Annotated in this window: 28 protein-coding genes; 9 read left to right on the top strand and 19 right to left on the bottom strand. The window is 58.4% G+C overall.

The annotated features are described in order from the left end of the window. Positions 1-82: 82 nt before the first annotated feature. Genes QBL02_RS09885 through QBL02_RS09875 form a run of 3 tightly spaced genes read right to left on the bottom strand, consistent with a single transcriptional unit; the run spans position 83 to position 2,639 of the window. Positions 83-853 (bottom strand): amino acid ABC transporter ATP-binding protein, encoded by a 771-nt coding sequence (locus QBL02_RS09885; RefSeq protein ID WP_282726263.1) that lies wholly within the window; start codon positions 851-853, stop codon positions 83-85. Continuing rightward, the gene (locus tag QBL02_RS09880; RefSeq protein ID WP_282726262.1) at positions 850-1,764 is read right to left on the bottom strand and encodes an amino acid ABC transporter permease; all 915 of its coding nucleotides are present in this window, start codon (positions 1,762-1,764) and stop codon (positions 850-852) included. Before QBL02_RS09880 ends, QBL02_RS09885 begins: the two co-directional genes overlap by 4 nt. After that, positions 1,761-2,639 carry an ABC transporter substrate-binding protein gene (locus QBL02_RS09875; RefSeq protein ID WP_282726261.1) on the bottom strand — a complete coding sequence of 293 codons (879 nt, stop codon included), beginning with the start codon at positions 2,637-2,639 and terminating at the stop codon, positions 1,761-1,763. The genes QBL02_RS09880 and QBL02_RS09875 overlap by 4 nt, the downstream gene beginning before the upstream one ends. A gap of 157 nt (positions 2,640-2,796) precedes the next feature. On the opposite strand from QBL02_RS09875, the gene QBL02_RS09870 reads away from it, so the two are divergent. Beyond that, positions 2,797-3,300: an Lrp/AsnC family transcriptional regulator gene (locus QBL02_RS09870; protein ID WP_282726260.1), complete on the top strand. Its 504-nt coding sequence runs from the start codon at positions 2,797-2,799 to the stop codon at positions 3,298-3,300. Positions 3,301-3,332: 32 nt separating this feature from the next. On the opposite strand, the gene QBL02_RS09865 is transcribed toward QBL02_RS09870, so the two are convergent. Then, positions 3,333-3,965, bottom strand: coding sequence for an SIMPL domain-containing protein (locus QBL02_RS09865; RefSeq protein ID WP_282726259.1), 633 nt, complete (start codon positions 3,963-3,965; stop codon positions 3,333-3,335). A 3-nt stretch (positions 3,966-3,968) separates the two neighbouring features. Then, complete coding sequence (locus QBL02_RS09860) at positions 3,969-4,538, bottom strand: purine-nucleoside phosphorylase (protein WP_282726258.1); 570 nt, start codon at positions 4,536-4,538, stop codon at positions 3,969-3,971. 376 nt (positions 4,539-4,914) lie between these two features. On the opposite strand from QBL02_RS09860, the gene QBL02_RS09855 reads away from it, so the two are divergent. Both QBL02_RS09855 and QBL02_RS09850 read left to right on the top strand, forming a co-directional pair. Next, positions 4,915-5,172, top strand: a complete 258-nt coding sequence (locus tag QBL02_RS09855) for a hypothetical protein (RefSeq protein WP_282726257.1) — start codon at positions 4,915-4,917, stop codon at positions 5,170-5,172. 108 nt (positions 5,173-5,280) lie between these two features. Beyond that, entirely contained in the window at positions 5,281-5,772 is a 492-nt protein-coding gene (locus QBL02_RS09850) for an S-ribosylhomocysteine lyase (RefSeq protein ID WP_282726256.1), read from the top strand. An 80-nt stretch (positions 5,773-5,852) separates the two neighbouring features. Here QBL02_RS09850 and QBL02_RS09845 read toward each other — a convergent pair whose 3' ends face one another. The 6 genes from QBL02_RS09845 to QBL02_RS09820 form a co-directional block, all read right to left on the bottom strand. Next, positions 5,853-6,821 (bottom strand): CPBP family intramembrane glutamic endopeptidase, encoded by a 969-nt coding sequence (locus QBL02_RS09845; RefSeq protein WP_282726255.1) that lies wholly within the window; start codon positions 6,819-6,821, stop codon positions 5,853-5,855. Continuing rightward, a complete protein-coding gene (locus QBL02_RS09840; protein ID WP_282726254.1) occupies positions 6,818-7,873 on the bottom strand; it encodes a DUF1648 domain-containing protein in 1,056 nt (351 codons plus the stop codon). Before QBL02_RS09840 ends, QBL02_RS09845 begins: the two co-directional genes overlap by 4 nt. Positions 7,874-7,965: 92 nt before the next feature. Then, the gene (locus QBL02_RS09835) at positions 7,966-8,136 is read right to left on the bottom strand and encodes a hypothetical protein (RefSeq protein ID WP_282726253.1); all 171 of its coding nucleotides are present in this window, start codon (positions 8,134-8,136) and stop codon (positions 7,966-7,968) included. A 107-nt stretch (positions 8,137-8,243) separates the two neighbouring features. After that, positions 8,244-8,870, bottom strand: a complete 627-nt coding sequence (locus tag QBL02_RS09830) for a hypothetical protein (protein WP_282726252.1) — start codon at positions 8,868-8,870, stop codon at positions 8,244-8,246. A gap of 57 nt (positions 8,871-8,927) precedes the next feature. Next, complete coding sequence (locus QBL02_RS09825; protein WP_282726251.1) at positions 8,928-9,452, bottom strand: amino-acid N-acetyltransferase; 525 nt, start codon at positions 9,450-9,452, stop codon at positions 8,928-8,930. A gap of 202 nt (positions 9,453-9,654) precedes the next feature. Next, a complete protein-coding gene (locus tag QBL02_RS09820; RefSeq protein ID WP_282726250.1) occupies positions 9,655-12,180 on the bottom strand; it encodes an ATP-dependent Clp protease ATP-binding subunit in 2,526 nt (841 codons plus the stop codon). A gap of 379 nt (positions 12,181-12,559) precedes the next feature. On the opposite strand from QBL02_RS09820, the gene QBL02_RS09815 reads away from it, so the two are divergent. From QBL02_RS09815 to QBL02_RS09800, 4 genes are all read left to right on the top strand, one after another. Beyond that, positions 12,560-13,216: a hypothetical protein gene (locus QBL02_RS09815; RefSeq protein WP_282726249.1), complete on the top strand. Its 657-nt coding sequence runs from the start codon at positions 12,560-12,562 to the stop codon at positions 13,214-13,216. Then, entirely contained in the window at positions 13,216-13,866 is a 651-nt protein-coding gene (locus QBL02_RS09810) for a hypothetical protein (protein ID WP_282726248.1), read from the top strand. The genes QBL02_RS09815 and QBL02_RS09810 overlap by 1 nt, the downstream gene beginning before the upstream one ends. Then, positions 13,863-14,102 (top strand): helix-turn-helix transcriptional regulator, encoded by a 240-nt coding sequence (locus QBL02_RS09805; protein ID WP_282726247.1) that lies wholly within the window; start codon positions 13,863-13,865, stop codon positions 14,100-14,102. Before QBL02_RS09810 ends, QBL02_RS09805 begins: the two co-directional genes overlap by 4 nt. 61 nt (positions 14,103-14,163) lie before the next feature. Further along, positions 14,164-14,742, top strand: coding sequence for a histidine phosphatase family protein (locus tag QBL02_RS09800; protein ID WP_282726246.1), 579 nt, complete (start codon positions 14,164-14,166; stop codon positions 14,740-14,742). Positions 14,743-14,762: 20 nt separating this feature from the next. Here the strand turns inward: QBL02_RS09800 and cls are convergent, their stop codons facing one another. The 5 genes from cls to QBL02_RS09775 form a co-directional block, all read right to left on the bottom strand. After that, entirely contained in the window at positions 14,763-16,280 is a 1,518-nt protein-coding gene (cls, locus tag QBL02_RS09795; RefSeq protein WP_282726245.1) for a cardiolipin synthase, read from the bottom strand. 94 nt (positions 16,281-16,374) lie between these two features. Continuing rightward, complete coding sequence (locus QBL02_RS09790; protein WP_282726244.1) at positions 16,375-16,554, bottom strand: hypothetical protein; 180 nt, start codon at positions 16,552-16,554, stop codon at positions 16,375-16,377. 173 nt (positions 16,555-16,727) lie between these two features. Further along, complete coding sequence (locus QBL02_RS09785; RefSeq protein ID WP_282726243.1) at positions 16,728-17,729, bottom strand: hypothetical protein; 1,002 nt, start codon at positions 17,727-17,729, stop codon at positions 16,728-16,730. Between the two features lie 28 nt (positions 17,730-17,757). Beyond that, positions 17,758-18,348, bottom strand: coding sequence for a GNAT family protein (locus QBL02_RS09780; protein ID WP_282726568.1), 591 nt, complete (start codon positions 18,346-18,348; stop codon positions 17,758-17,760). A 33-nt stretch (positions 18,349-18,381) separates the two neighbouring features. Further along, positions 18,382-19,281, bottom strand: coding sequence for a UTP--glucose-1-phosphate uridylyltransferase (locus QBL02_RS09775; RefSeq protein ID WP_282726242.1), 900 nt, complete (start codon positions 19,279-19,281; stop codon positions 18,382-18,384). Positions 19,282-19,352: 71 nt separating this feature from the next. On the opposite strand from QBL02_RS09775, the gene QBL02_RS09770 reads away from it, so the two are divergent. Together QBL02_RS09770 and QBL02_RS09765 are read left to right on the top strand one after the other, a co-directional pair. After that, the gene (locus QBL02_RS09770) at positions 19,353-19,928 is read left to right on the top strand and encodes a 5-formyltetrahydrofolate cyclo-ligase (protein WP_282726241.1); all 576 of its coding nucleotides are present in this window, start codon (positions 19,353-19,355) and stop codon (positions 19,926-19,928) included. 98 nt (positions 19,929-20,026) lie between these two features. After that, positions 20,027-20,230, top strand: a complete 204-nt coding sequence (locus QBL02_RS09765; protein WP_282726240.1) for an FmdB family zinc ribbon protein — start codon at positions 20,027-20,029, stop codon at positions 20,228-20,230. A gap of 3 nt (positions 20,231-20,233) precedes the next feature. Here QBL02_RS09765 and QBL02_RS09760 read toward each other — a convergent pair whose 3' ends face one another. Genes QBL02_RS09760 through QBL02_RS09750 form a run of 3 tightly spaced genes read right to left on the bottom strand, consistent with a single transcriptional unit; the run spans position 20,234 to position 24,548 of the window. Beyond that, complete coding sequence (locus QBL02_RS09760) at positions 20,234-21,682, bottom strand: MFS transporter (protein ID WP_282726239.1); 1,449 nt, start codon at positions 21,680-21,682, stop codon at positions 20,234-20,236. Between the two features lie 56 nt (positions 21,683-21,738). Further along, a complete protein-coding gene (locus tag QBL02_RS09755) occupies positions 21,739-23,238 on the bottom strand; it encodes an amidase (RefSeq protein ID WP_282726567.1) in 1,500 nt (499 codons plus the stop codon). 11 nt (positions 23,239-23,249) lie between these two features. Next, entirely contained in the window at positions 23,250-24,548 is a 1,299-nt protein-coding gene (locus tag QBL02_RS09750) for an amidohydrolase family protein (protein WP_282726238.1), read from the bottom strand. Between the last annotated feature and the right edge of the window lie 83 nt (positions 24,549-24,631).

Here is a 24,631-nt window from a genome sequence, read left to right as displayed (position 1 = left end):
CATTTTGGGTACACCAAATAGCGCCCTTATTGATTGGGCTTATAGCTGGATCAGAAAATGTGTGGCTGTTTGTTAGACAAACTCACAAGATGCGTGACAAAAACGCCTTCGTTCTTTCGTGCTGTGGGTTGCTTAGCACCTGTGCACTTGTGCCCTCTTCCACGATGCAGCCGTCATCCATGAAGACCACGCGGCTACCTACCTCGCGTGCAAAACCAATTTCGTGAGTCACCACGACCATTGACATGCCGCTGTGCTCGGCCAGGTCTTGCATCACCGCAAGCACTTCGCCGACCAGTTCGGGGTCGAGTGCCGAGGTGGGCTCGTCAAAAAGCATCACGTCGGGCCGCATTGCGAGTGCTCGCGCGATCGCGACTCGTTGTTGCTGTCCTCCCGAGAGCTGTGCGGGGTATGCATCTTTTCTGTCATGCAGCCCTACTCGCTCAAGCAACTCGTTGCTTCGGGTGATCGCTTCGGCCTTTGATACTCCCTCAACGCGAACCGGCGCTTCGATAATGTTTTCTTCGACCGTCATGTGACCGAAGAGGTGAAACTTCTGAAACACCATGCCGACTTTGGTGCGCTGACCGGCGATCTTGCGCTCCGGGATCGCGTGCAACTCGGAACCACGCAGTGCGTATCCCATTACTTCATCGCCCACTCGGACAAGACCGCTCGTTGGCTGCTCTAAGTGGTTTAGGCAGCGCAAGAAGGTGCTCTTCCCCGAACCTGACGGCCCGATAATGCACACCACTTCGCCTGCTTTGAGCTCAAAGTTGATGCCCTTCAGCACCTCGTTGTGCCCAAAAGTTTTGCGAATTTCGTGTGCCTCAATAATTGGAGTACCACTCATGTGCGCTTTCCTTTCGCCTTCGACTGCACCGCGGTTCGCGCGACACCTCGCGAGAGACGCACCTCAATACGCCGCTGGATCACGCTCAGCACGCTCGTGGTAGCCAGATACCAAATGGTTGCAACCAGAAGCATCGGAATAATTTGAAAGTTCTTTGAGGCAATGAGCTGAGCCGAGTAGAGCAGTTCTGGCAGTGCAATGACAGAAACGAGAGACGTGTACTTCAGCATCGAGATTGCTTCGTTTCCGGCAGGCGGCACGATCACGCGCATTGCTTGCGGCAATACGACCCGTCGAAATGACAGCGTGCTCTTCATACCAAGCGCTTGGGCAGCCTCGCGTTGCCCGGCATCGACCGAGTTCAACCCCGATCGAATGATTTCTGCCATGTAGGCAGCTTCGTTGAGGGCGAGACCCAAGATAGCTGCGCTAAGCGGCGAAATCAGGTCGTTCGCGGACCACGCAAAAACGGTGCCCGGAACACCGATCACAGGAAAGAGCGCGCCAAGGTTAAACCACAATAGGAGTTGCACGAGCACTGGAGTGCCACGAAACACCCACAGATATGTCTGCGCGATGCCGCGCACGAAGGGGTTGTGTGAGGAGTCCATCACAGCCAGCAATGTGCCTAGCAAGAATGCAATGATCATGCACACAAAGGTGAGCATGAGCGTGAGTCCAAGACCGGCGAGAATTCGCGGATCGAACAGGAATGAAAACACCACATTCCAGCGGAATCGGTCATTCGTAATAAGTGTGTAACCGATGAGCAGAACCAGCGCTAGGCAGAGACTGCCAGCAATCCAAAATCCTGGTCGGCGAGAGGCGTGAATCGTCAGACTCGCAAGGGCGGGAGTCCCGCCCGGCGAATCTTCCTTGATCACGCCGGACGGAAGTTTTGTGTGGCTCACGATTGACCCATGTTCACTGCCGCTTCAGCCATGAAGCTCGACTCACCCATACCGTAGCTAGTCAGAATTTCTTGGTATTTACCGCTCTCAATCAGCCCGTTCAACGCTTCACTAATTACCGCTGACATTGGCGAGTCCTTGGCTACGCCGATGCCGAGGGGTCCTGAGTTGAATACTTGACCTACAGCGCGGTATTTCTCAGGCTCTTGGAGGGCCATATAACCCCAAGTCGATGGATCGCCCGAAGCGACTTCGATTCGAGCACTATCGAGGGCCGTAACCAGAGCGTTCACGTCAGGAAAAACTTGCAGATCGATCGGCTCTGAACTGTCACATTTCACTTCCTCGATCGTGATGTGCGCGGCAGCGCCTCGCAGCACACCGACAGTTGTTCCGCAGAGCTCATCGGTCGATGCAGGGTTCAGCTTGGAGCTGGCAGAGACCATCAGACCGTCTCCACCTATTACGTAATCAACGAAGTCGATTGCGCCTTGCCGTTCTTCGGTATCGAGCATGTCCGACATGATGATGTCGATTCGCCCGGCTTCGAGGCTGGGGATCAGGCTGTCGAAGCTCAGGTTCACGAACTCCACTTCGAGTCCGAGTTCTTCGCCCAGAGCCCGCGCAATATCGGGGTCGATACCGATATTCGCGTTTGTGTTGTCTTCAAGCGCAGTCCATGGCATGCCGACAAGTGGCTCTGTACCGACCTTCAATACGCCTGATTCAGCAATGGAGCTTGGCAGTGTTGCATCGCCGTCATCACCCGGCGTCGCTGCTGGATTTGCTGCGCATGCGCTGAGCGTCAATGCTGCAGCGGCAATTAGCGAGATTGTGAGGGGCGTGCGGTAGCGCTTTCGGTGTGTACCGTGCATCGGGGTTCTACCTTCCGTTCAATATCCTGGGAGATTTGCAGGATCTGCATAATTCTTCCCCAAAACTCGCACGAGACTCCACTACAACAATCTGACGTTGCTGATTATTCATAAAATGATCTAGATTTTGGATAATACTGGTGAAATCATTAGCTTCGTGAACAATCTGCGAAACTATCTTCTCGATTCAAAGGCGCTGACTGAGGCGGAGTATGAACTTCTTATACTTCTTGCGGACTCAGCCAGGATCAACAATGCGCAATTGGCATCCGCGACTCATACGGCCCCATCGACCACGCTGAATCGAGTGAATTCGATGCTGAAATCGAATGTGATTGAGGGGTTTCACACCCGAATCAATCGAAAGGCACTCGGCCTAAATCTTCAGGCAACAGTCTCCATCAGGCTGAGCGTGCAAAGCCCCGAGGCGATTCAAAACACCTTGCTCGACATGATGAAGATTCCCTACATAACGTCAGTTATGAAAACAACTGGCTCATTCCACCTCATCGTGCACGCATACGCACAGGACTCAGATAGTTTGCAAGAGAACGTGATTGATCCGATTAGCTCGATCCCCCTTGTCGACTTAACCGAGACAAGTCTGTTGCTTTCGCATCATCGCCGGTCGAGCCTATTTGGGGACTTCTACGCCGAATAGGTACAGGCCACTCGAGCCAAGCAACCTAGAGACTAAGCGCTCTCGAACACACCCTGCACGGTCGCACTCACGGTAATTTCGGCGACGCTCACTTCGGCAGATTCTCCGCCGTAGCTTGCCGCCATCGCAAAGCGAGGCTGTGGGCCACCGAAACCAGCCGCGAGCACATCTGAGATGCTCACCACTCGAACAATCTGTTCGCCTAGCGCCTCGGCGTAGTCTTCGGCGATCTCGCGTGCGGTACCAACGGCGGCACGTCTGGCTTGCCGCTCGCAGAGTCTTCGCGAGGCCTCGGTCAGAGACCAGTGCACGCTGGTCTCTGCGCCAGCTACTGAGAGTTCTTCAACCAGCGGCCCTACCTGGTCGAGGTTTGAGAGCTTTATTCTGACCCGGCTTGAAGTGACGTGTTCAATCACAACCTGCTGTCCGGCACCTTCTGCGTAACTCTTACGAGCCCATGTGCTTGGCGCATCGGCAGCATGCCAGGTTGCGTCGCCCGCGTCTCGCAACTGCTGGGCGCGCTGCGCGATCGAGTTGTGCAGCGTTGTGGCGTCTGTGATGCTGCGGCCGCGATCTTTCGAGGCCACCGAAACTGAGGCGGTGATGGTCGCGCGCTCAGCGCGATAGTGGGCGTCGTGTGTGCCGGTCGCGTGAATCTGTGACATGCCTCACGGTAACAGTTCAGGCATAAATTCCGCCACAAATTCATACAGCTGACGGCTCTTTGAAAGCACGACGCCATCCCACTCATCTTGAGTAGTTGAGCTGTCGGCAAAGTCAGAAGGCACCTTGAACAGTTGCAACGGCACCCGCAGCTTTTCACAAACTACGGCATAGGCGTAGCTCTCCATGTCAACGATGCTTGCGCCGAGCGCCGCAATGTTTTCGCGTTGCGAATCGTTCTGCACAAAAACGTCGCCGGTAGCGATAGCGGCAGTATTCGGCGCAATAATCGCCCCGGCAGGCATCACCTTCGGCGAAGGCAGCGAGTAGTCGTGCTGCACTACCGCGTCAACCTGGTAGACCGTATCGAGGCGCGCCTCATCGCTGATTGCGCCTGCGGTGCCGAGCACTACTACGCGTTCAAGGTTTTCGGGTCCTGCTTCAAGAATTGCCTGAGTCAGGTTCAGAGTGGCGTTGATTTTGCCCACGCCGGTAATGAGATGCGGCACCCCTGCTTCAATGAAGCATTCCGCTTCATCAGCGTGAGCAAATACGAGCAGCGTTGATCCGGTCACCCGGCACCTCCTGAGACACGAGCATTGACAGTTGGCATCAGAACGTGCCCTCTGAAATCTAGAAATTTCCAGCCGAAGAGGGTGGCCAGAACAATTCATCCTAGCAATTTCGAAAACATTCCTGTACGATGAACGGTTGAGCGTGCGATTTTGGCGCGTCGTCCATCGAGGGACGCATACCAGCTACTCCAATCAGCACCTGCTCACTGACAACACAGTCAGCCGTGACATTCGTCACAATGGCTCTCCCGAAGTTTCACTGGGACGAGTCGGATCGTAACCCGGCATTCACTCGCCCGATGCATTGACGATCCAGAATCGACCTCAATACACAGGTCGTGACATTCGGCGCACACTGCGCCTCGAAAGGACCATCATGACAAACAACATCACTACACTTCGCACCCCGTACCACGAGCTCGGCGACGGATCGCCACGCATTCCAGGCTGGGCACAGCACCGCAGCGTCTACCGCTCGGCAGGCCGCACCCTCTACCTGGTCGAGACTGACTCGCTCGCTGGCGCAAGCCAAGATCTCGACACCCTGTCGAATCGCGGCTGGGACGTGCGCATCGAGCGCGGTGGCAGCAGCAGCGCAACCGCAAATATTTCGCTGACTCGCACCGCTGCGTAACTTTCCTTCGATTCGCGCGTTGGATCGCGTAGCGTTGGGGCAACACTGACCAACAAGGGCATCGGCTTCGTGTGCACGACCGCGCCCGGCGAGACGAAGGATTCAGCAATGGGCGACGTTGAACTTGCTGAGGTTGAGAGTTTTCAACTCGACCACACAAAGGTGCGGGCACCGTACGTGCGCAAAATCGCGGTGGAGCACGGCCCGAAGGGCGATGCCATCACGAATTACGACATTCGTTTGGTGCAACCGAACAAGGGAGAAATCCCTACCGCAGGCCTGCACACTATTGAGCACACGATTGCCGGGCTTTTGCGCACCAGACTCGACGGCGTAATTGATATCTCTCCGTTTGGTTGCCGCACCGGATTTCACTTGATTCTTTGGGGCGAGGCCACTCCCCTCGAGGTCGCAACTGCGATCAAGGAATCGCTTGCAGACATCGCGGAGCGAATCACCTGGGCAGATGTCCCGGGAACCGATGCGGTGAGCTGCGGCAATTACCGTGATCATTCGCTGCACTCGGCGCGCGAGTGGTGCAAGCTTGTGCTGGCTCAGGGCATCAGCATTGATGCATTTGATCGCGCGGTCGTCGTCTAGCCCGGCCACAACTACTCAGCCGACTGCATTCACCCGGCCCCGCCTGCTTGGCTTGTCTCAGCAGGCGGGGTTTACTGCGTCTACTGGGTTTGGATCGTAGGCACGATCTTCCGCGCCAGCTCGGGTTCTTTCTTGAACTGACCGAGCAGCGCGAGCACCAACACTAAGAGGCCCAGGGCAATCCAGCCCGAGGGTCCGAGTGGGTTGGTCAGTATCGGGTCAATATCTGCGCCGGCCGCCACCAATACTGTGACGATGCCGGCCGAAGCATTGAGAGATCCGTGTGCAATGACCGCAGGCCAGACCGATCCGCTGCGCAATCGCAACCAGCCAAAGAACATTCCCCAGGCGACGCAGCCGCCGACCATAAGCGCTACACCTGTCCAGTCATAGCGTTGAAAGTTGTGCCCAAGCAGGATGAGTGGGGTGTGCCACAACCCCCAGATCACGCCGGTAGCAATTAGCGAGGGCCACACCCCGAGAGGGCGGAGCGCTGGCTGTAGCCAGCCGCGCCAACCGATTTCTTCACCAAACGCCAAGATCGAGTTGAAGAGCGCACCGAACGGGATCATCAGAAATTGCATCGCCACAAGCAGTCCGACCGGCGGCATTGAGGAGCGTGCCAGTTCGGCAGTGCTTTCGTCGAGTGCAGCAAGCTGCGTGTTCAAAAGCTCTTGGAATCCAGAGAAGTGCACCGGGTCAAGTTTCACCCAGCCGAACATCGCCGCGATCATCAGGCTGAATAGGGCGAGCAGGGTTGGTGCGAAGATCGCAGCCACCATAAACCACACCACACGTTTTGCTGGCCGCAGCGGCCAAAGCCCCAAGAAACGAGCGCGTTCCGTGCGCGGCGTTTTCATCACAAACACCGCGACCAGCATCGCGATGGCAGGGGTCATCATCATGGCGCTCGCCGTGATGACGTACAGGATGGAATAACTTGGCAGGCTCCGGTCCATCAGCCAGAGCGGCAATGCGACCAGCCAGGCGAGCCCGAACGCAACGGCGATGAACACGATCACTGCCGCGAGTGGAGTTTTCTTACTCATCGTGTTGCCTCCTGCATTGCCGACGCGAGCGTTGCTGCTGCGCGCTCTGAATCGTCAAGTGTGATCGCAAACACGCGCCCACTCTTGCGTGTGATGATCAGGCCCTCACCGGTGCGCAAGGCCAGTGCGGTCTGACCCGGCATCCATCGAATGCCCCAACCGCCAAACTCAGCGAATGGGTTGATCTGCCGAGACTCAACCCGAGCAATGTCCGAGGCAGGAACCCGAAACACGGGCCAGCCCAGAATCGAGCGCGCTTCCAAACCGTTCGCGTCAATGCGAACGTGAAACGCAGCACACATTGTGCAGAACACCAGCATCAGGATGGTGATGGCGATAGTCAACACGCGTGGCGCCACTCCCGTTGGCCAAATAAACATCAGTACAGCACTGAATGCAACAACCACCAGTGCTGCGCCGGTCACCCAGAAATATGTCCGCCCAGGACGTGTTACACCGGTCCAGCGCACTCTTTCATTTTTCGCAAGCGGTTCAGCTTCTATTCCGCTGCCGTCGGCGGTTGCAGAAATCTTCACATTCGGCTGCACAAACCAAGCAATCAGCCCAACGACAATCCAGGTCGCGAAGCTCAGCAACATCAATCCGCCAATGGCCGGCGCTTCGGTCGCGCTTGACAGGTCGAGCTGCATCGCGACAGAGGCCACATTGTTCACGCTAAAGAACACCGCGAACCCGGCAGTAAACGCCGCCATGAAACGATGCAGTGGTGACCAGATCGGCGCGTTCGGTTTGAGTCCCGTGAACCAGACCATTAGCCACATCAGCAGGGTCATACCGTAGCCAATGCCAACGCTCAGCCAGACATAAGTAATCGGCGGTCCGAACCCATCGGGCTTACCCATGCCGCTCCAGTGGGTAGCGGCCGGATCTGGCAGGCGCGGCAACCAAATGATCACCAGCACGGTCGTGATCGTCACCGCGAGAAGCGGCAGAATCAGGCCAATCCAAAGCGCAGCATTTTTTGCGCGCGCGAGCTGATCACCCTCTTCACGCGTGAGCTTTCGAGGGTTGGGGCCCGAGACGGCATTCATTGCAGCACTCCTATGCGCGCGTAGACACGTCGCCGAAAAGTGCCAGGAGGCACCTCGGCAGGTACCTCCATGCTATCTGGAGCTAGAGCAAACTACTTTGCGCTTGTTTCGTCCTCGCCAGCTGGTTCGTGCAGATCTTTCAGCACTTTCTTCATATCACCATGAAGAAAGTCGTCTACGAGCGCATCAACCGCGACTGCCTCGTTTTCGCCCTCGTTGATTTCGACACGAATACCGGTCTCTGATGCTCGTTTTTTCTCCATACTTCAGAAGATACTCGGCAGATCCCGACACCGGAATAGTTTGGTCAAAGAAAAGGGACAAACTACCAGCTCGCACGTCGAAATGAGGAGTGCTCGGCGCGGCTTCGTTAATACAGCAAGAATGACGAGGTGCCAGAACTCTGTACACCTGCGGCGCTCACCTTGAGGTGGTACGTCGCACCGTCAGCATCGACCTGATCTCGAGTGATCTCGCAGCTTTCGGGGCTGCTTCTCGTGCGGTCCCAGGTGATGGCTTCGGTTTCCAGCGGCTTTTTGGGCTCGAGAATCACTGTGCGAGAGTCTGGGTTTACCTGGCAATCGGTGGATCGCCACACTTCGTCCGATCCGCTCGTGATGGTAAACGTCATACCCGAAGTGCCAAGCTGCGCTTCGCACTTCTCGTCACCGATGTTTTCTACGCGAAGACTCAGGAGCGGCAGCTCGCCTGCGGCATAACTGTCTCGGTCGAGTAGGGGCGTCACGTTGAGCGCTCCAGCAGCGCAGGCTGGAAGCTCGCCAGCCTTGATCTGAGGGTTTTGTGTTTTGTCTGCGGCGACAATTTCTTTCGGTAGCTCGACCTCTGGAGCAGAGGCTGCGCCACCCGAGGAGCCGGGTTTCCAGATCACGAGCACCACAAAAACGATTACGGCCAGCAGGGTGCCGAGCACGATGAGACGGCGACGAACGTAGACGGCCTTCTTTTCAGGACCAACCGGCTCTTTCCATCCAGACACGTGACCGCCTTTCGTGGCGCGTTGAGGTCGCGCTAGGGCCAGGCTACCGCCTAGGAATCACGAGAGTCGCTTCACCATGCGCGTGTTCCCGAGCGTATTTGGCTTTACCCTGGCAAGGTCCAGGAACTCGGCAACACCTTCGTCTGTCGAGCGTAAGAGCTCGGCATACACTTCGGCGGCAACCAGCTGAGTGTCTTCAGACACAGCGCTAAAACCATGTCGTTCAAAAAAGTCGACCTCAAATGTCAGGCAGAACAGCTGAGTCAAGCCGAGTTCGCGTGCTTGCTGCTCAATCGAGTCGAGCAGCAGGTGACCGACACCGCGACCCAGCCACTCTTCTGAAACGCCAAGAGTGCGTACTTCTCCTAGGTTCTCCCACATCACGTGCACTGCACCGTAGCCGATGACACGATCGTTCGAGTCGACCGCGACCATGAACTCGGGCACTGCACCATAGAGTTCAACGAGGTCTTTACCGAGCAAGATTCGTCGCTCAACCAGGGGCGCCATGAGCTCGACCATTGCCGAGACGTCACTGGTGCGCGCGCGGCGCACCCGAACCTGGGAAGCTGCGGATGTCATGCGCCAAGCCTACAACTTTGAGACAGGTGCTTCGCGCGGCGCACGCTCTGAGCTGAACTGAACTGCACTGCACTGCACTGCACTGCACTGCACTGCACTGCACTGCACTGCACTGCACCCTAGCTAAACCGTGTGCGATTCGAGCGCACAAACACAAAGGGCGGGCACCGATCCGGTACCCGCCCCCTGTATGACCGTCGAATTACTCGACAGTGCCGTTGGTTGGCGCGCTCGAAGCAACTGCTGCCGCTGCCGAAGCTGCTGACGCTCCGGCATCCTTGCGATCCTCGCCAGAAGTTTCAAATGTGAATGCACCATCCACAAAATCAACCTTGACCAGATCGCCTGCGAGCAGTTCAGCGCCGAGAATACGCTCAGAGAGACGATCCTCAATCTCACTCTGGATCGCGCGGCGCAGCGGACGCGCACCGAGCGTTGGATCGTAACCAATCTCTGACAGGCGTTCGCGTGCCGGTTGTGAAACCTCGATACGAATATCGCGATCGAGCAGACGATCTGCGAGACGTTTGACGAAAAGATCGACAATCTGCAGCAGCTCTGGCTTGGAGAGCTGCGGGAACACGATCGTGTCGTCGACGCGGTTCAGGAACTCCGGCTTGAAGTGCTTCTTCAGCTCTTCGTTGACCTTGCCCTTCATCATCTCGTAGCCAACCGCCTCGTTGCCCTCGACCTGGAAGCCCACAGGGCCACCCGCGATCGCTGACGAACCGAGGTTCGTGGTCATGATGATGACGGTGTTCTTGAAGTCAACAACGCGGCCCTGACCGTCGGTCAGTCGACCTTCTTCAAGGATCTGCAGCAGCGAGTTGAAGATATCTGGGTGAGCCTTCTCGATCTCGTCGAAGAGCACAACCGAGAATGGCTTGCGGCGCACCTTCTCGGTGAGCTGGCCGCCCTCTTCGAAGCCGACAAACCCTGGAGGGGCACCGAAGAGTCGAGACACAGTGTGCTTCTCGCCGTACTCACTCATATCGAGCGAGATCAGTGCGTCTTCGTCGTCGAACAGGAACTCTGCGAGTGCCTTCGCCAGCTCGGTCTTGCCGACGCCGGTTGGGCCGGCGAAGATGAACGAGCCCGATGGTCGCTTTGGATCCTTGAGGCCAGCACGCTGACGGCGAATGGTTTTCGCGAGGGCAGCAATTGCCTCGTTCTGACCGATCACACGCTGGTGCAGTGCCTGCTCCATGAAGCGCAGTCGCGCGGTCTCTTCTTCGGTGAGCTTGAATACTGGGATACCGGTTGCCTGCGCGAGCACCTCGGCGATCAGACCTTCGTCGACCTCAGCGGTGGTTGCCACATCGCCAGCACGCCACTGCTTTTCGAGGCGCAGACGCTCACCGATCAGCTTCTTCTCTTCGTCGCGCTTTGCAGCAGCCTTTTCGAAGTCTTGATTCTCGATGGCCTGCTCTTTGTCAGCACGAACCACGGCGATCTTCTCGTCGAACTCGCGCAGCTCAGGTGGGCTCGAGAGGATCGACAGACGCAGGCGCGCGCCTGCCTCATCAATCAGGTCGATAGCTTTGTCTGGCAGGAAGCGATCCTGAATGTATCGGTCGGCCAGGTTCACTGCTGCAACGATGGCACCGTCGGTGATCGACACCTTGTGGTGCGCCTCGTAGCGGTCGCGCAGGCCCTTCAGAATATTGATCGAGTGCGGCAGCGAAGGCTCGCCAACCATAATCGACTGGAAGCGGCGCTCAAGCGCTGCATCCTTCTCAAAGTGCTTGCGGAACTCATCGAGTGTCGTCGCACCGATGGTCTGCAGTTCGCCGCGAGCGAGCATTGGCTTCAGAATGTTTGCGGCATCGATTGCGCCTTCAGCAGCGCCAGCGCCCACAAGCGTGTGAATCTCATCGATGAAGATGATGATGTCGCCGCGGTTGCGGATCTCTTTGGTGACCTTCTTCAGGCGCTCTTCGAAGTCACCGCGGTAGCGGCTACCCGCGATCAGCGACGAAAGATCAAGCACGTAGACCTGCTTGTCTTTCAGCGTCTCTGGCACCTCGCCCGAGACGATTGCTTGCGCAAGCCCCTCAACGACGGCGGTCTTACCAACACCTGGCTCACCGATCAGCACGGGGTTGTTCTTGGTGCGACGCGAGAGGATCTGCATCACACGCTCGACCTCTTTTTCGCGACCGATCACCGGGTCAAGCTTGCCCTCGCGAGCTGCCTGGGTCAGGTTGCGACCGAACTGGTCGAGCACCTGCGAGCCCTTAACTTCTGGGGCGGACTCTGGAGCACCGACGCTTGCGGTCTCCTTGCCTGCCTGGTAGCCGCTCAGCAGCTGAATGACGGTCTGGCGCACACGGTTCAGGTCAGCACCAAGCTTGACCAGCACCTGTGCGGCGACGCCCTCACCCTCGCGGATAAGACCGAGCAGAATGTGCTCGGTGCCAATGTAGTTGTGGCCGAGCTGCAGCGCCTCGCGCAGAGACAGCTCAAGCACCTTCTTTGCTCGTGGCGTGAAAGGAATGTGGCCTGCTGGGGGCTGCTGGCCGGTACCGATAATGTCGGTCACCTGCTCACGAACAGCGTCGAGTGAAATATCGAGCTGCTCGAGTGCCTTTGCGGCTACACCCTCGCCCTCGTGAATGAGGCCGAGCAGAATGTGCTCGGTGCCGATGTAATTGTGGTTGAGCATCTTCGCCTCTTCTTGGGCGAGAACTACCACTCGACGAGCGCGGTCCGTGAATCTCTCGAACATCTTTCCTCCATGCGGTCACGAATGCGGTTCGCGTGACCGATAGCAACAGACTACGCACCGCAGCTGCCCTATGGGTGGTTGTTCGCCGCAGGCGTGACAGCACACGCGGCACTGCGCGCTGACGCGACACCGGCACAACACTGGTTCGGCACTGCTTCGGCACCGGCACAACACTGGTTCGGCACTGGCTCGGCACTGCTTCGGCACTGCGGCCAGCCCAGGTTCTCCCTTCGGAGTGGCCCTGCCGGGCAAATTCTCTCACCGAAGGCAGATCCCTCGCCGAACGCAAACATTTCACAAACCTGACTTGACAGCCAAAACTTACGACCCGCATACTTATCGATAAGCGATAATATCGAATATCGATAAGGAACTGATTATGAGCGCCCCAAACACTGCGGCCAGCACCCCCACCAGCACCGCCATAGACACCTCTGCCTACACGCCGGACAAAGGCGATCGCGGTGCGTTTTGGTTCTCGATCATCGTGGGTGGCGCCCTGACCATAGTCTCGGCAGTTCTCTCAGTAGTTCGTATTGTCGAGATTCTGCGCCCGGGCCCCACGCCCGTCATGGTCAAAATGGTCGATATCACCGCAGCGATCCCACTGAGCAATGGGGAGGTACTGCCCGCAGCCATTAGCACCGCAGAAATTCAGGCAACCGAATTGCCACTCACCTCCGTGGTCGCAGGCGTCACAGGCCCGATCCTGACCACGCTCACGCTCGCCGCGATCACTATCTGCCTCACGCTGCTCGCTCTGTCGATCATGCGCGGCCGCATCTTCAGCAAGCGCAACACGAAACTTGTGGTCGCCGCTTCACTCACCGGGCTCCTCGGCTTTTCATTCGCAAATCTCTGCAACACCATGCTCGCAAACGGAGCGCTTGCCTGGGCAACTGGCAACGAAATCGACAACACTGTTGTCTCAATTGAACCGGCCATCTACCTCATCGGCGCCTTTGCCGCCGGGGTGGTAATCACAGTATTTACCGCGGGCGAACGAATGCAGCGCGATACCGAAGGGCTGATCTAATGTCTACACCACTGCCAAAAGAACCAAGCCCACGCAAAGTGCGAGCCGACGCCATCGCCATCCTCGCGATGGGCGCGGTCGCATCGGTTTCGGTGATCTACCTCACCGTGCGGCAATACTTGAGCACCTTTGTCCCTGACGGCGTCATCTGGAACCTACCGGTCGAGCTGCAAGAGACAAGCGCGACGGGGCTCATGAGCTTCAGCACAGACAGCACCCAACCCACTCCCACTGTGCAGGGCACGCTCAGCCATCTTCAGGTGCTCGTGCCAGACCTCAATACTGTCTCGATGATTTGCCTTGTGATCGCTATCGGAGCGGCCGGACTAACCGCGCTCGCCGGTATTGCCTGCGTCGTGCGTTTTGCGTGGCTTTTTCAACAGGGCCGATTTTTCACAATGTCAACCAGCCGCACTATGCGAGCATTTACCTGGTCACTTCTGGGCGGCGGCCTTCTCGCGTTCGCATGTTGGAACCTGGCAGCGAACGGCGTTGAAGCGGCTCTGGATGTACGCGCCAGCACAAGCGGTGGCACCGAATGGTGGGCGTGGTACTGGATTCTTCTTTTTGCGGTCACTGCGTCAGGATTGATTGATGTTGCCCTGCGCCGGGCGATCCGCTTGCAGCACGAAACTGAGGGCCTGGTATGACCCCCGCAGAACCCATTGAGACACACGCTATTCACTGTCGCCTCGATGAACTACTTGCCGAACGTAATATGACCCTCACCGAACTCAGCGAGCGAGTCGGGGTGAGCATTGTGAATCTTTCGGTGCTCAAGAATGATCGCGCGAAAGCAATAAGGTTCTCAACGCTCACCGCGATCTGCACTGTGCTCAATTGCGAGGTTGGCGAGTTGCTTGAGGTGGATCGCCGAGCCAAGTAGCCAGCGCATTCGAGCGGGGCGAGAATCTCAGCAAACCACCGCTAGCCGATAGCGTGGAGCCATGACCGCAGCTACGCCCCGCTCGATTGCGCTTGTGCGCCACGGCGAAACCGATTGGAACATTAACCGCAGGCTGCAGGGGCGCACAGACATTCCGCTCAACGAGACCGGGCAGGCACAGGCTCGCGCCGCGGCTGAGCTGCTTCGTGAATACCGACCAGACTGGGCAACAGTGGTCAGCTCTCCGCTCGGCCGAGCAGTAGAAACTTCACAGATTATTGGCAGTGCTCTTGGCTTGGCCGAGCCAAGCATCGACGAGGCGCTCATCGAGCGTCATTTCGGTGAGGCCGAAGGCTTGCTCGTTGCCGACGCTCAAACCCGCTGGCCTGAGCTCAATGTGCCGGGCGCGGAGTCAACCGCAGAGGTAGCCATTCGATCGGCCAAGGCGTTTGCTCGCCTGCTTGCAACAGCACCGGACGCGGTCGTGGTTGCGCACGGAGCAATGCTCCGTCTCGGCCTTACCGAGCTCTGCCAGACTGAAATTCCCCGGGTATTGAACGCAGAGGTGTGGTTGCTCACAGAGTCGACCGACGGCCCGCCCATTGCGCGCAGCCTTGGACTTGCCCACCCCGCGGTCTAGTGTCGGCGAGCCTACGGGCTTTATTGCAGCGCCGAAGTGAGTCTCGCGAGCCCATCAAGCAGTTGTGAGCGCAGCGGCTGCTTAGACCATTCTTCAGCCGTGAGCTCGCGTGAGTTCGCGTGGTAATGGGCGTTAACTTGATCAAGTTCACGCACGAAGCTTTCGCCGTACACAACCATCGACACCTCCATATTGAGGTTGAATGAGCGCTGGTCCATGTTCGATGAGCCGACCACTGCGATCTTGTCGTCGATGGTGAAGTGCTTAGAGTGCAAGATGTACGGCGGTCGATACATGAAGATACGCACGCCCGCGTCGAACAGTTCTTCGTAGTACGAGCGCTGCGCGTGGTACACAACAGCCTGGTCGCCAATCTCTGAGACAAAGAGTTCGACCTGCACACCGCGTGCGGTAGCCGCTCGAAGCGCGTGCATGATCGCGCTCTCTGGAATGAAGTATGGGCTGGTGATGCTGATTCGTTCTTGCGCGGTGTAGAGCAGTGAGACAAACACTTGCAAGTTGTTCTCTCGACCGAAGCCTGGACCACTCGGCAAGATCTGGCAGTCAACGTTTCCCGGCAGATGTACTTGCAGATCATTATCGAAGGTCTGCGGCATAACCTCACCGGTTTCAACAAACCAGTCGCTTAAGAAGACTGCTTCGAGTCCGAGTGCAGCTGGGCCGTCAACACGCACCATGAGGTCGCGCCAGTGCAGACCCCGGCGAATGTTTGCCTTTTTGTTGTAACTCGAATCGACGAGGTTCTGTGAGCCCATAAAGCCGACGGTGCCGTCAATGACAACCAGCTTGCGGTGGTTGCGCAGGTCAGGGCGCTGCCACTCGCCTCGCCAAGGCCTGATTGGCAGTAGGTACGCCCAACGTGCACCGATCTCGTCTAGCGTCTGGGCGGTGCGCTTCGCTCCTGGGTTGCGCACCGCTGAGATATGGTCAAGGAGCACTCGCACTTCGACACCGCGGGCGATGGCTTCCCGCATAGCCTCGAATACGTCATGCGTTGTGTCGTCGTGCACGAGAATGTAGAACTCAACGTAGACGTAGTTTTTTGCCTCTCGAATTGCGCTGGCAATTCTGGCGAACGACTCTTCGTAGTCGATGCAGATGCTTGTCGCGTTGCCGCGCACCATGGGCTGCGCGCCGAGCGAGCGACCAAGTTGCACGGCATTTGAGATTCCGTCTGGGAGTAGCGAAATCTCGGTGCCGAGTTTTGCTTGTTCTCGGTCTGCAATGTCGCTGACGACCTCGGTTGCGAGTTCTTGCATCTCGCGTCGTTTTTTCGGCAGGCTAATGCCGCCAATAAGTAAGAACAGAATCAGGCCTGGAACCGGCAACCAGAAAATGGTGATCAGCCAGGCCATGCCCGAGGTTGGGCGGCGGTTTCTCGGCACTACGAAAAGCGCAACGATTCTGATGATGTTGTCGACCACCAGCACGAGACCAGCCCACAGGAAAGGCCAATTCACTGAGCTCCAAAAAGAACCCGTCTCGGCCAGCCCAAGCATGGCAAGGAAGTCGTGCATGCCAGCAAGTCTAGAGGTGCGGCGAAGTTTACGACATTCGACTTAAGAATGAGTTTCGCCCGCGGCTTCTGCTCATTCGATATTTAACGCAGGATCACTGATCCGATTTTGGCGGCAGCCCCAGGCGTGCGCGCTCCTTAGCTTCCATCTCCTTGTAGATGCGACGCTCGGTGCGATCGGCCCGAAGAATGAACCGCAACACCAAGAAGAAGAAGATCCCGATCAACAGGGTCGGGGTCACCGACCAGATCGCATTGACCCACCAGTTATCCATCGCTCACCCTACGAATCTCGACGACGCCTTACCTTTGCTAGAGCAAGACTCACCAATACTAACGGAGGGTGCTGTGCCATTCCCGAGAGAGACTCAGCTTGGGCGATACGCAGGTCAAGTCAACGCGAAAGATCATCACTTCGAGCGGATCGAACGGGCCGATTGCGGCGAAACTAGCCGGCGCGGCGGTTCTTCAGCACGGCGTCGAGGTCAAGAGCACCATCACTGGTGTCACCGATTACACCCATCTGACGCAGACGCTCGCTCGCAGCAACCTCTGCTGCAGCAGCGCGCGCCTGCGCTTTCACGTGCTCCATCTGCTCGGCACTCGGCGCTGCGGGAGCAGCAGGAGCAGCGGTCGCAACAGTTGCTGCAGCAGAAGAGACAGCCGCTGCAGTTTCGCTGCGCTCCAAGAGAATCGATTCTGGCTGGTTCTGCATAGCGGCAGCGCCACCCTCGGCGCGTGCGCGGGTCATAGCCTTTGCGCGCGCGATCCGTGCGGCGGCTGCGGCCTGGGCGGCGGCGTGAGCTTCGACGCTGCGATCCACCGTTTCTGCAACCGGAGCAGCAACCACTGGCGCGCGACGGGCCTTCGGCGCAACTCGCTCAGCTTCAATTTCGACGTGCTTGACGCGGCCAGGGGCGAGCAATACCAGCACACCTAGCGCGCCCACTGCTGCGGCAAACGCCGAAACCAGCACGGCAGGGCCGAGGCCAGCGATCAGCGTGCCAGCGCCAATCAGCACCGCCATAAGTGAGAGCATCAGCACGAGGGCTGCCAGCGAACGAACGCGGCGCACCACTGGCCGTCGCAGTTTCGCCGAACGAACCACGGCAGACTGCTTGCGCTTCATCTGTTGTGCGCGCATTTCAGCTTGGATCTGTTCGGTGCGTGCCTCAGTCAAAGCGGCCTTACGTTCGGCTTCCTGTCGTTTTTGTGCGGTGCGCAGCAAGCGCTCCTGCGCCAGTGCTTCGCGGGCCGTTGCCTCAACTCGCACTTCAGTTGGCACCTCAGCTGTCTCTGCGAGCACGCGAAGAGTGCGCTGCAAACGAAGAGCATTCTGCTCAGCTGCGCGAAATTCGCGACGTCGCACCCAGCTTGGCACCAGCACGGCGGCCCAAAGCAGCGCGGCGACCACGAAGATCAACCCACCACCAAAAACACCGCTTGCCATGTGGTCACCCTACGTTCTGGAATCGCACTCAGGTGTTCGGCGCGCCGAAACGCGCGAGCATTCCTTCAGGTACTTCTTCTGCGGTGACCGCAAAAGTGTCGTGGTCACACCACTTGCCGTCGATATGTATGTACTTCTCACGGCGCCCCTCAAACCTCAAACCAAGCTTCTCGACGACCCTGAGCGAGGCGATATTTTCGGGCCGAATACAGATCTCGATTCGATGCAAACGCAGCTCGGTGAAGGCATAGTCAATCGCAAGGGCAACAGAGGTCGGCGTGACACCGCGACCCGCTACGTGCTGCGACACCCAGTACCCGATCGACGCCGAACGAAGCGCTCCGCCGCTGATATCACTCAAACTGAGCTGACCAACGACTTCGTCGTCGTAGAGCATCACAAACGCGACTCCGGCGCCCTGCCTTCGTTGCCGGTTCAACGCTCGCACCATGGGCCCGAGTGGCTGCGACCCGGGGACGGCGCCGCCACCACTCGGGTAGGTGGCTTCCCACGGCTGCAACCAGCTGCGGTTCTCGGTGAGTAGCGCACGCAATGGCGCTGCATCTTTTGCGCGCAGCCCTCTAATACCGATCCGCTTAAAGTATCGAGCGGGCGGCATCTCAATCGCGTAGGGCAGCGGGCTCACGTCGAACTAGGCCAGACTCTTCACGAAACCGACCAGCCACTCACGCAGCTCCGGACCAAGCTCTTCATGCTCAACTCCGAGCAATAGGTTCGCTTTGATCCACTCAGCCCGGTCGCCGGTGTCGTAGCGGCGACCGTCAAAAATCACACCAAGCACAGGACGCTCCCCCTCGCCGAGTGCAAGATGGTTGAGCGCGTCGGTCAGCTGGTATTCTCCTCCGCGGCCCGGTTCTAGCCCCTCGATGATGTCGAAGATTTCGGGGCGCAGCACGTAGCGGCCAATCACCGCGAGGTTTGAGGGAGCGTCTTCTGGATTCGGCTTTTCCACCAGGCCCGTGATCCGCACCACATCAGCTTCGTCGGTGGGTTCAACCGCCGCGCAGCCGTAAAGGTTCACCTGCTCAGGCGGAACCTCCATCAGGGCCACCACAGTAACCTGCTGCGCATCATGCACCTCGATCATGCGTCGCAGAAGCGGATCGCGCCCGTCGATCAGGTCGTCACCGAGCAGCACCGCAAACGATTCATTGCCCACATGGTTTCGAGCGCGTCCGACTGCGTGGCCGAGTCCGAGCGGTTGGCCCTGCCGCAAGAAATGCACGTCAGCGAGTTCACTCGCTTCCATGACCTGGCGAAGCCTGAAGTTGTCCCCCTTGTTCTGCAGGGTTTGTTCAAGCTCAGGAACGCTATCAAAGTGACTGATCAGATTCTCTTTGTTGCGCCCAGTAATGATCAGCACGTCTGGCAAACCAGCAGCTACTGCTTCTTCAACGACATACTGAATAGCTGGCTTGTCGACGATGGGCAACATCTCTTTCGGCATTGCCTTCGTGGCAGGAAGAAAACGTGTGCCTAGGCCTGCCGCAGGGATAACGGCTTTTGTTACCGCGCACGTCTGATTCGTCATAGCCGGTAGCTTATCCTCCCCGGGGTGTAGAACTCCCGAGCCGTGCGCTGCACGCGACATACAATGTCCGTGTGACCGAGACGGCTGAGCGCAAGCGCGAATTACGTGCAGTAATTCGCGCCTCAAGAAATGCGCGCGCGCAGGATCGCCGATCCAGCGCGGCAGCCGAACTTTGCGCGCAGCTCAAAGCGCTTGTGCTCGCGCTAGACGCGCGCACTATCTCGTGTTTCTTGGCGACCGCAACCGAGCCAGACACTCGGCCCTTTTTACGCTGGGCTCGCGCGCAGGGCATCGAGGTGCTGCTGCCTGTTTCCCGGCAAGATGGCGAGCTTGACTGGATCCGATCGCTTGATGAGATGACAGTGCTTGGCGCTTTCGACATTGAGGAACCGGTGGGTGAAGTGCTACCAGCACGCTCGATTGAGCAGGTCGACCTGATGCTGATTCCAGCGGCTGCGGTTGATCAGCACGGAAATCGGCTCGGCTGGGGCCGCGGCTATTTCGACCGCTGCTTCTCGGCGATGACCACTGTGCCTCCGGTCTGGGCCGTGGTGTTTGACGACGAGGTGCTCCCGAGCGTACCGGTAGAGCCGCACGACTCTCCGGTGCACGGCGCGGTGACGCCGAGTCGCACGCTGAGCTTCTGAGCCCCAGTTTTCAGCAATGCAGAGGGGCACACACCCTTTGCTGTGGTGTGTGCCCCTCTGAGAATACTTAGTACAGAACCGGGGTATGGTTGAGTACTGTGCCTACCTACGCTTATCGCTGCGCCGACTGTGACCACGCATTCGACATCTACCAGCAGTTCAGCGACGCCGCGCTCACTGAATGCCCCGAGTGCGGCGGCAATCTGCGCAAGGTGTTTGGCTCACTCGGCGTAACGTTCAACGGTTCGGGCTTCTACCGCACCGATTCACGCTCGGACAGCAAGCCAAGCTCCTCAAACTAAGCGCTAGGGCAACTCGACAAACGTCGTCACTGGGCGTGCCTTACGAATCGTAAGCAAGCTCAAGAGTGCAAGCACTGCTGAGACTCCGCCGATAGCCCAGACCACTACATAGCCGGTCTGCGTTGAAGCGCCAGATCCCTCGATGGTGAAGATCGCAAGCACCATTCCGAACACGGCGCTCGAGATTGCCCCGCCAAGGGTCTTCAGCGAGTTGTAAATGCCGGTAGCGATACCGGTCGAATCTGCCGGCGATTCTTCTGCGATCAGCGCGGGCAGGCCAGCGAGCAGCAGACCGCTGCCGAAACCGTTCAGAATGATCGCAACGTAAATCATCGGCAACGACCCGTTCAGCGTTGCCAGCATTACAGCTCCGGCAATGCAGAGCACGAGGCCGGTCGCCAGCACACCGAGCAGCCCGATCTTTTTCGCGAGGTTTGCGATAAAGAACGAAATGATTGTGGCGGGCAGCACACCGAGAATGGTGACAAGCGCGAGCTTTGACGGCGGGAAGCCAAAACCGTACCCAACCTTGTCAGGGTCGGCTCCCACAAAAGTCATCAGAATCGTCTGACCGCCAAGCAGCAGCATTCCGAGCACGAATGAGATCAGATAGGCGGGCCACAGCTGTGGTTTGGTGACAATCGAAATATCAATTGCCGGGGCCTTCGCACGCTTCTCCCACCACACCCAAGCGATGAAGACGAGCACAGCGCCACCGATCAGGAGCGTGGTTGCAAGGGCGAGACCACCACGGCTCGCGGTCTGTAGGCCGCCCATGATGAGCAGCATGACGAGGCCGAGACCAACAAAACCGATGGTGTCGATCTTGGGATTCGCACGCTCAGTAGATTCTGGGACGGCTACAAACACCGCAATGGTGCAGAGCACCAGCAGCCCAACGGGAACCAAGAGCACGAGCGACATATTTGGCAGCTTGCTGCCAACCAAACCGGCAGCGATCGAGCCGAGCACAGCGCCAAGTGTGATACTCGCGACGAGCATGCCGATGGCACGGCGAGCAGTGGTCTGCGAGAGTCGGCTATGCACAATAGCGATTTCGAGCGGCAACCATACTGCGAGTGGGCCAACCAGCACTCGGCCGAGCAGGGCCAGCTCGTATGAGGGCGAAACCGCGACAATAAGCGAACCGATCGCTACCGCAAGCACTGAGATTCTCAGAATACGACGGTGTCCAAAGATGTCGCCGAGCTTCGCCAGAATCGGCACACAAACACCGGCAGCGAGGGTCTGCACAGTCACAAACCAGGTGATCGAAGCGTCGCTTACGCCCCAGTGAGTGGTGAGCTCAGAAAACAGTGGCGTGTAATAACCCTGCAAAAAGCCGCTGCTGATCTCGACGAAAAAGAGAAAGCCGACAATGGTTGCGACTCCCGCTGTTTTGTTTGAGGTTTTGGCGCCGGTGCTTGCGCCTGTGACCTGTTGTTCTGACATGTGTGCTCTTCCTTGAGGCTTGGGGCGTAGGGCCCGAGGTGGGTAAAAGTTTCGAGTTAGGCGCCGAGCGCCTTGAGCATTCCGTGAATAGCCGCGAAGTCGTGCGGTTCGGGTGAGATTCCAAGTGGGGCAAGCATCGCGGCGAGCGCTGCGCTCTCTTCTTGGGTCAGTAGTGTTTTTCCCTGGTCGGGGTCTGGCACTGCTTCAATCTCTGCTGTCCATTCCGGTGGTTCCGGCAATGGGTTGGCGCTGGATCGCTCAAAACAATCCGTGATTTCGAGTACTCGCAGGTCGTCGCCCGGCTTGCCGGCGAGTTGCAGCGACATTGGCAGTCCCCGCGAGTCGAGACCCATCGGTGTAGCGATACATGGCAAGCCTGCGGCCGCCCAGGCTGCAGTGAGGTTCAGCTCACCGCCACCCATTTCGAGACTCTCGTCGTACGCAGCCGGTGGTTGCGCCCAAGTCGGAATCGCGATCGCGTCGAGATCGTTCAACCTTGTGAGCAGCGCGCCACATGCTCCGGTGAGGGCGGTGCGAACGGCGCTAATCTTTTCTCCCGGCACGAAGCCGCCAATTGCGGCAATTCGACGGAAGGATCGGCCGTAGTCGATCCAGCGCGCACGAAGTGTCTCGGCGTGACCCGCAAAGAGTTCTTGGGCGGTGATAAGCATGGTTGCGCTAGTGAGCAGATCCCATTCGGGCAGCTCGATATCGACGATGGTCGCACCAAGATTCTGCAGTTCTGTGAGTGAGCGTTCGAACGCCTCACGAATTTCACTGTCGAGTTTGTCGCCCCAACTGTCGATAAGTGCTTTGGGCACGCCGATCCGCACGTTTGCGAGGCTGTCGCGCCACTCGGGCTCCGCGATGGGGGCGATTACTGAGAGCACCCGCGCACAATCGCGTGCAGACTTTGCCATTGGCCCCATCGTGTCAAGCGTTGGGCTGGCGGCCATGCACCCGGTGCCATTGACCAGCCCGGTGCTTGGCCGAAACCCGGTGATGCCGCAGAAGGCCGCCGGAATTCGTAGCGAACCCGTGGTGTCGCTGCCGAGCGCAGCGTCGGCAAGACCGAGCGATACAGCGATTGCCGAGCCTGAGCTCGACCCGCCTGGCCACCGGCTGGGGTCCCACGGGTTTCGTGGCACAGGGAAAGGTTTCGCTGGATCGATCCGGCCCGCGGCGTGCTCTGCCATTGAGGTTTTGCCGGTAATAATCGCACCGGCTGTTCGAAGCTGAGCAACGATTGGGGCGTCTTGCCCGTCGAACCATGGGTCTTCGTGCACCAGGCTCTGTGCGGTCGTGGCGGCACCGCGCACGGCAATCAGGTCTTTCACCGCGATCGTCATCCCGGCAAGGGCGGGGAGCTGCTCGCCACGCTCGGCTGCCGCATCGAGGGTGCGGGCAGCCTGCAACGCTTCATTGTCTAGTCGGGCAATGTAAACCCCAAAAGCGCTATCGAGCAGATCGGTTTTGGCCAGCTGCGATTCGAGGTGCGCGGTAACGCGGCCCTCGCCGGCTGAGGCTTCTGCGCCTACTGATCCAACGTCTTGCATTGTCACGTTCGTCACCCAGCGAGACCGGGCAGTACCACCGGTACTGGCAGCCAAGCATCGTTGTCTTTGACGACGCGACCGCCCTGCACGACCACTCGAATCTCGGTGGGGTCAGCGAGCCGCTCAATCTCGGTGAGTGGATCGACGTCGGTGATCACCAGGTCGGCGAGTTTGCCCTCTTCGACCGAACCGAGCGCATCTTCTACGCGCAACAGGGTCGCGGCGTTCATGGTGCCCGCGGTGATTGCGTCCATTGGGCTCATACCGAGCGAGACCATGTGGCCGAGCTCAGTGAGGTTGGTTCCGTGTGGGCAGACTCCGGCGTCGGTGCCGAGAGCGACCTTGACTCCGGCCTTGATGGCGCGCGACACATGTTCGCGGGCGATATTCGACCAGACCACCTTCTTTTGGTAGAGGAATGGTGGCACCTTCGCGGGATCTGGCACCCGCAGTGCCGAGCTCAGGGTTGGTACTAGGTAAGTGCCTTTTTCGAGCATGAGCTCAATGCCCTCGTCATCGATTTCGTAGCCGTGCTCAACGCTTGCAACGCCGCCCTTGATCGCCTCAAGGATGCCTGCTGAGCCCTGTGCGTGCGCAGTAACAGGCTGGCCTTGGCGGCGCTGGCCCTCTTCGACAGCGATACGCACGTGATGCTCTGGCACCCCCAAATCTGATGGGGTATCGCTTGGGCTTGAGACACCGCCTGTGGTGCACACCTTGATCACGTCAGCGCCGGTACGAATCAGCTCGCGTACGGTGACCCGAACTTCGTCGTCGGTGTCGACCAGGCGCATTTCTGCCATTTCTTGCGGAATCAGCGAGAGTCCGTTTGGCATGTGCATGTCAGCGTGGCCGCCGGTTGGCGAGAGCACACTGATTGCCATGTGAGCCCGCGGGCCGACAAGTGCGCCACGCGCGATCAGATTGCGAAAGCCTGGGGTGAGCCCGCCGAGGTCGCGAATCGTGGTGACTCCGGCCATGAGGGTGTCTCTCAGGGTGGCAGCGGTGCCAATATTGCGCTCTTCTGGAAACTGTGCGGCCATAGCCTGGAAACCGGTCTCAAGCCCCATGCTCACGTGCACATGCACGTCGAAGAAGCCGGGCATGATCGTCTTGCCGGTGAGGTCTACGGTTGTGGCTCCGGCGATTTCTTCGTCGCGCTGCGGGCCGACGTAGCTGAAGACACCCTTTTCGATCAGCACTTCACCGCGCTCGATGGGTTCACGACCGGTACCGTCAATGATGCGTGCGCCGAGCAAACGCAGGGGGGTTTCTGAGGCTGGCACCTGGGGAACACGCGCAATAGTCATCATTGAACCTTTCTGATCGCTTATCCCGAGAGTAGGTAGCGGCAGGCGAATGCGACCAATATTTTTAGATATTTGCAAGAAAT

It is taken from the genome of Leucobacter sp. UT-8R-CII-1-4 (genome assembly GCF_030010235.1).
Classification (GTDB): Bacteria; Actinomycetota; Actinomycetes; order Actinomycetales; family Microbacteriaceae; genus Leucobacter.
This window is presented reverse-complemented; position numbering and strand designations above follow the sequence as displayed.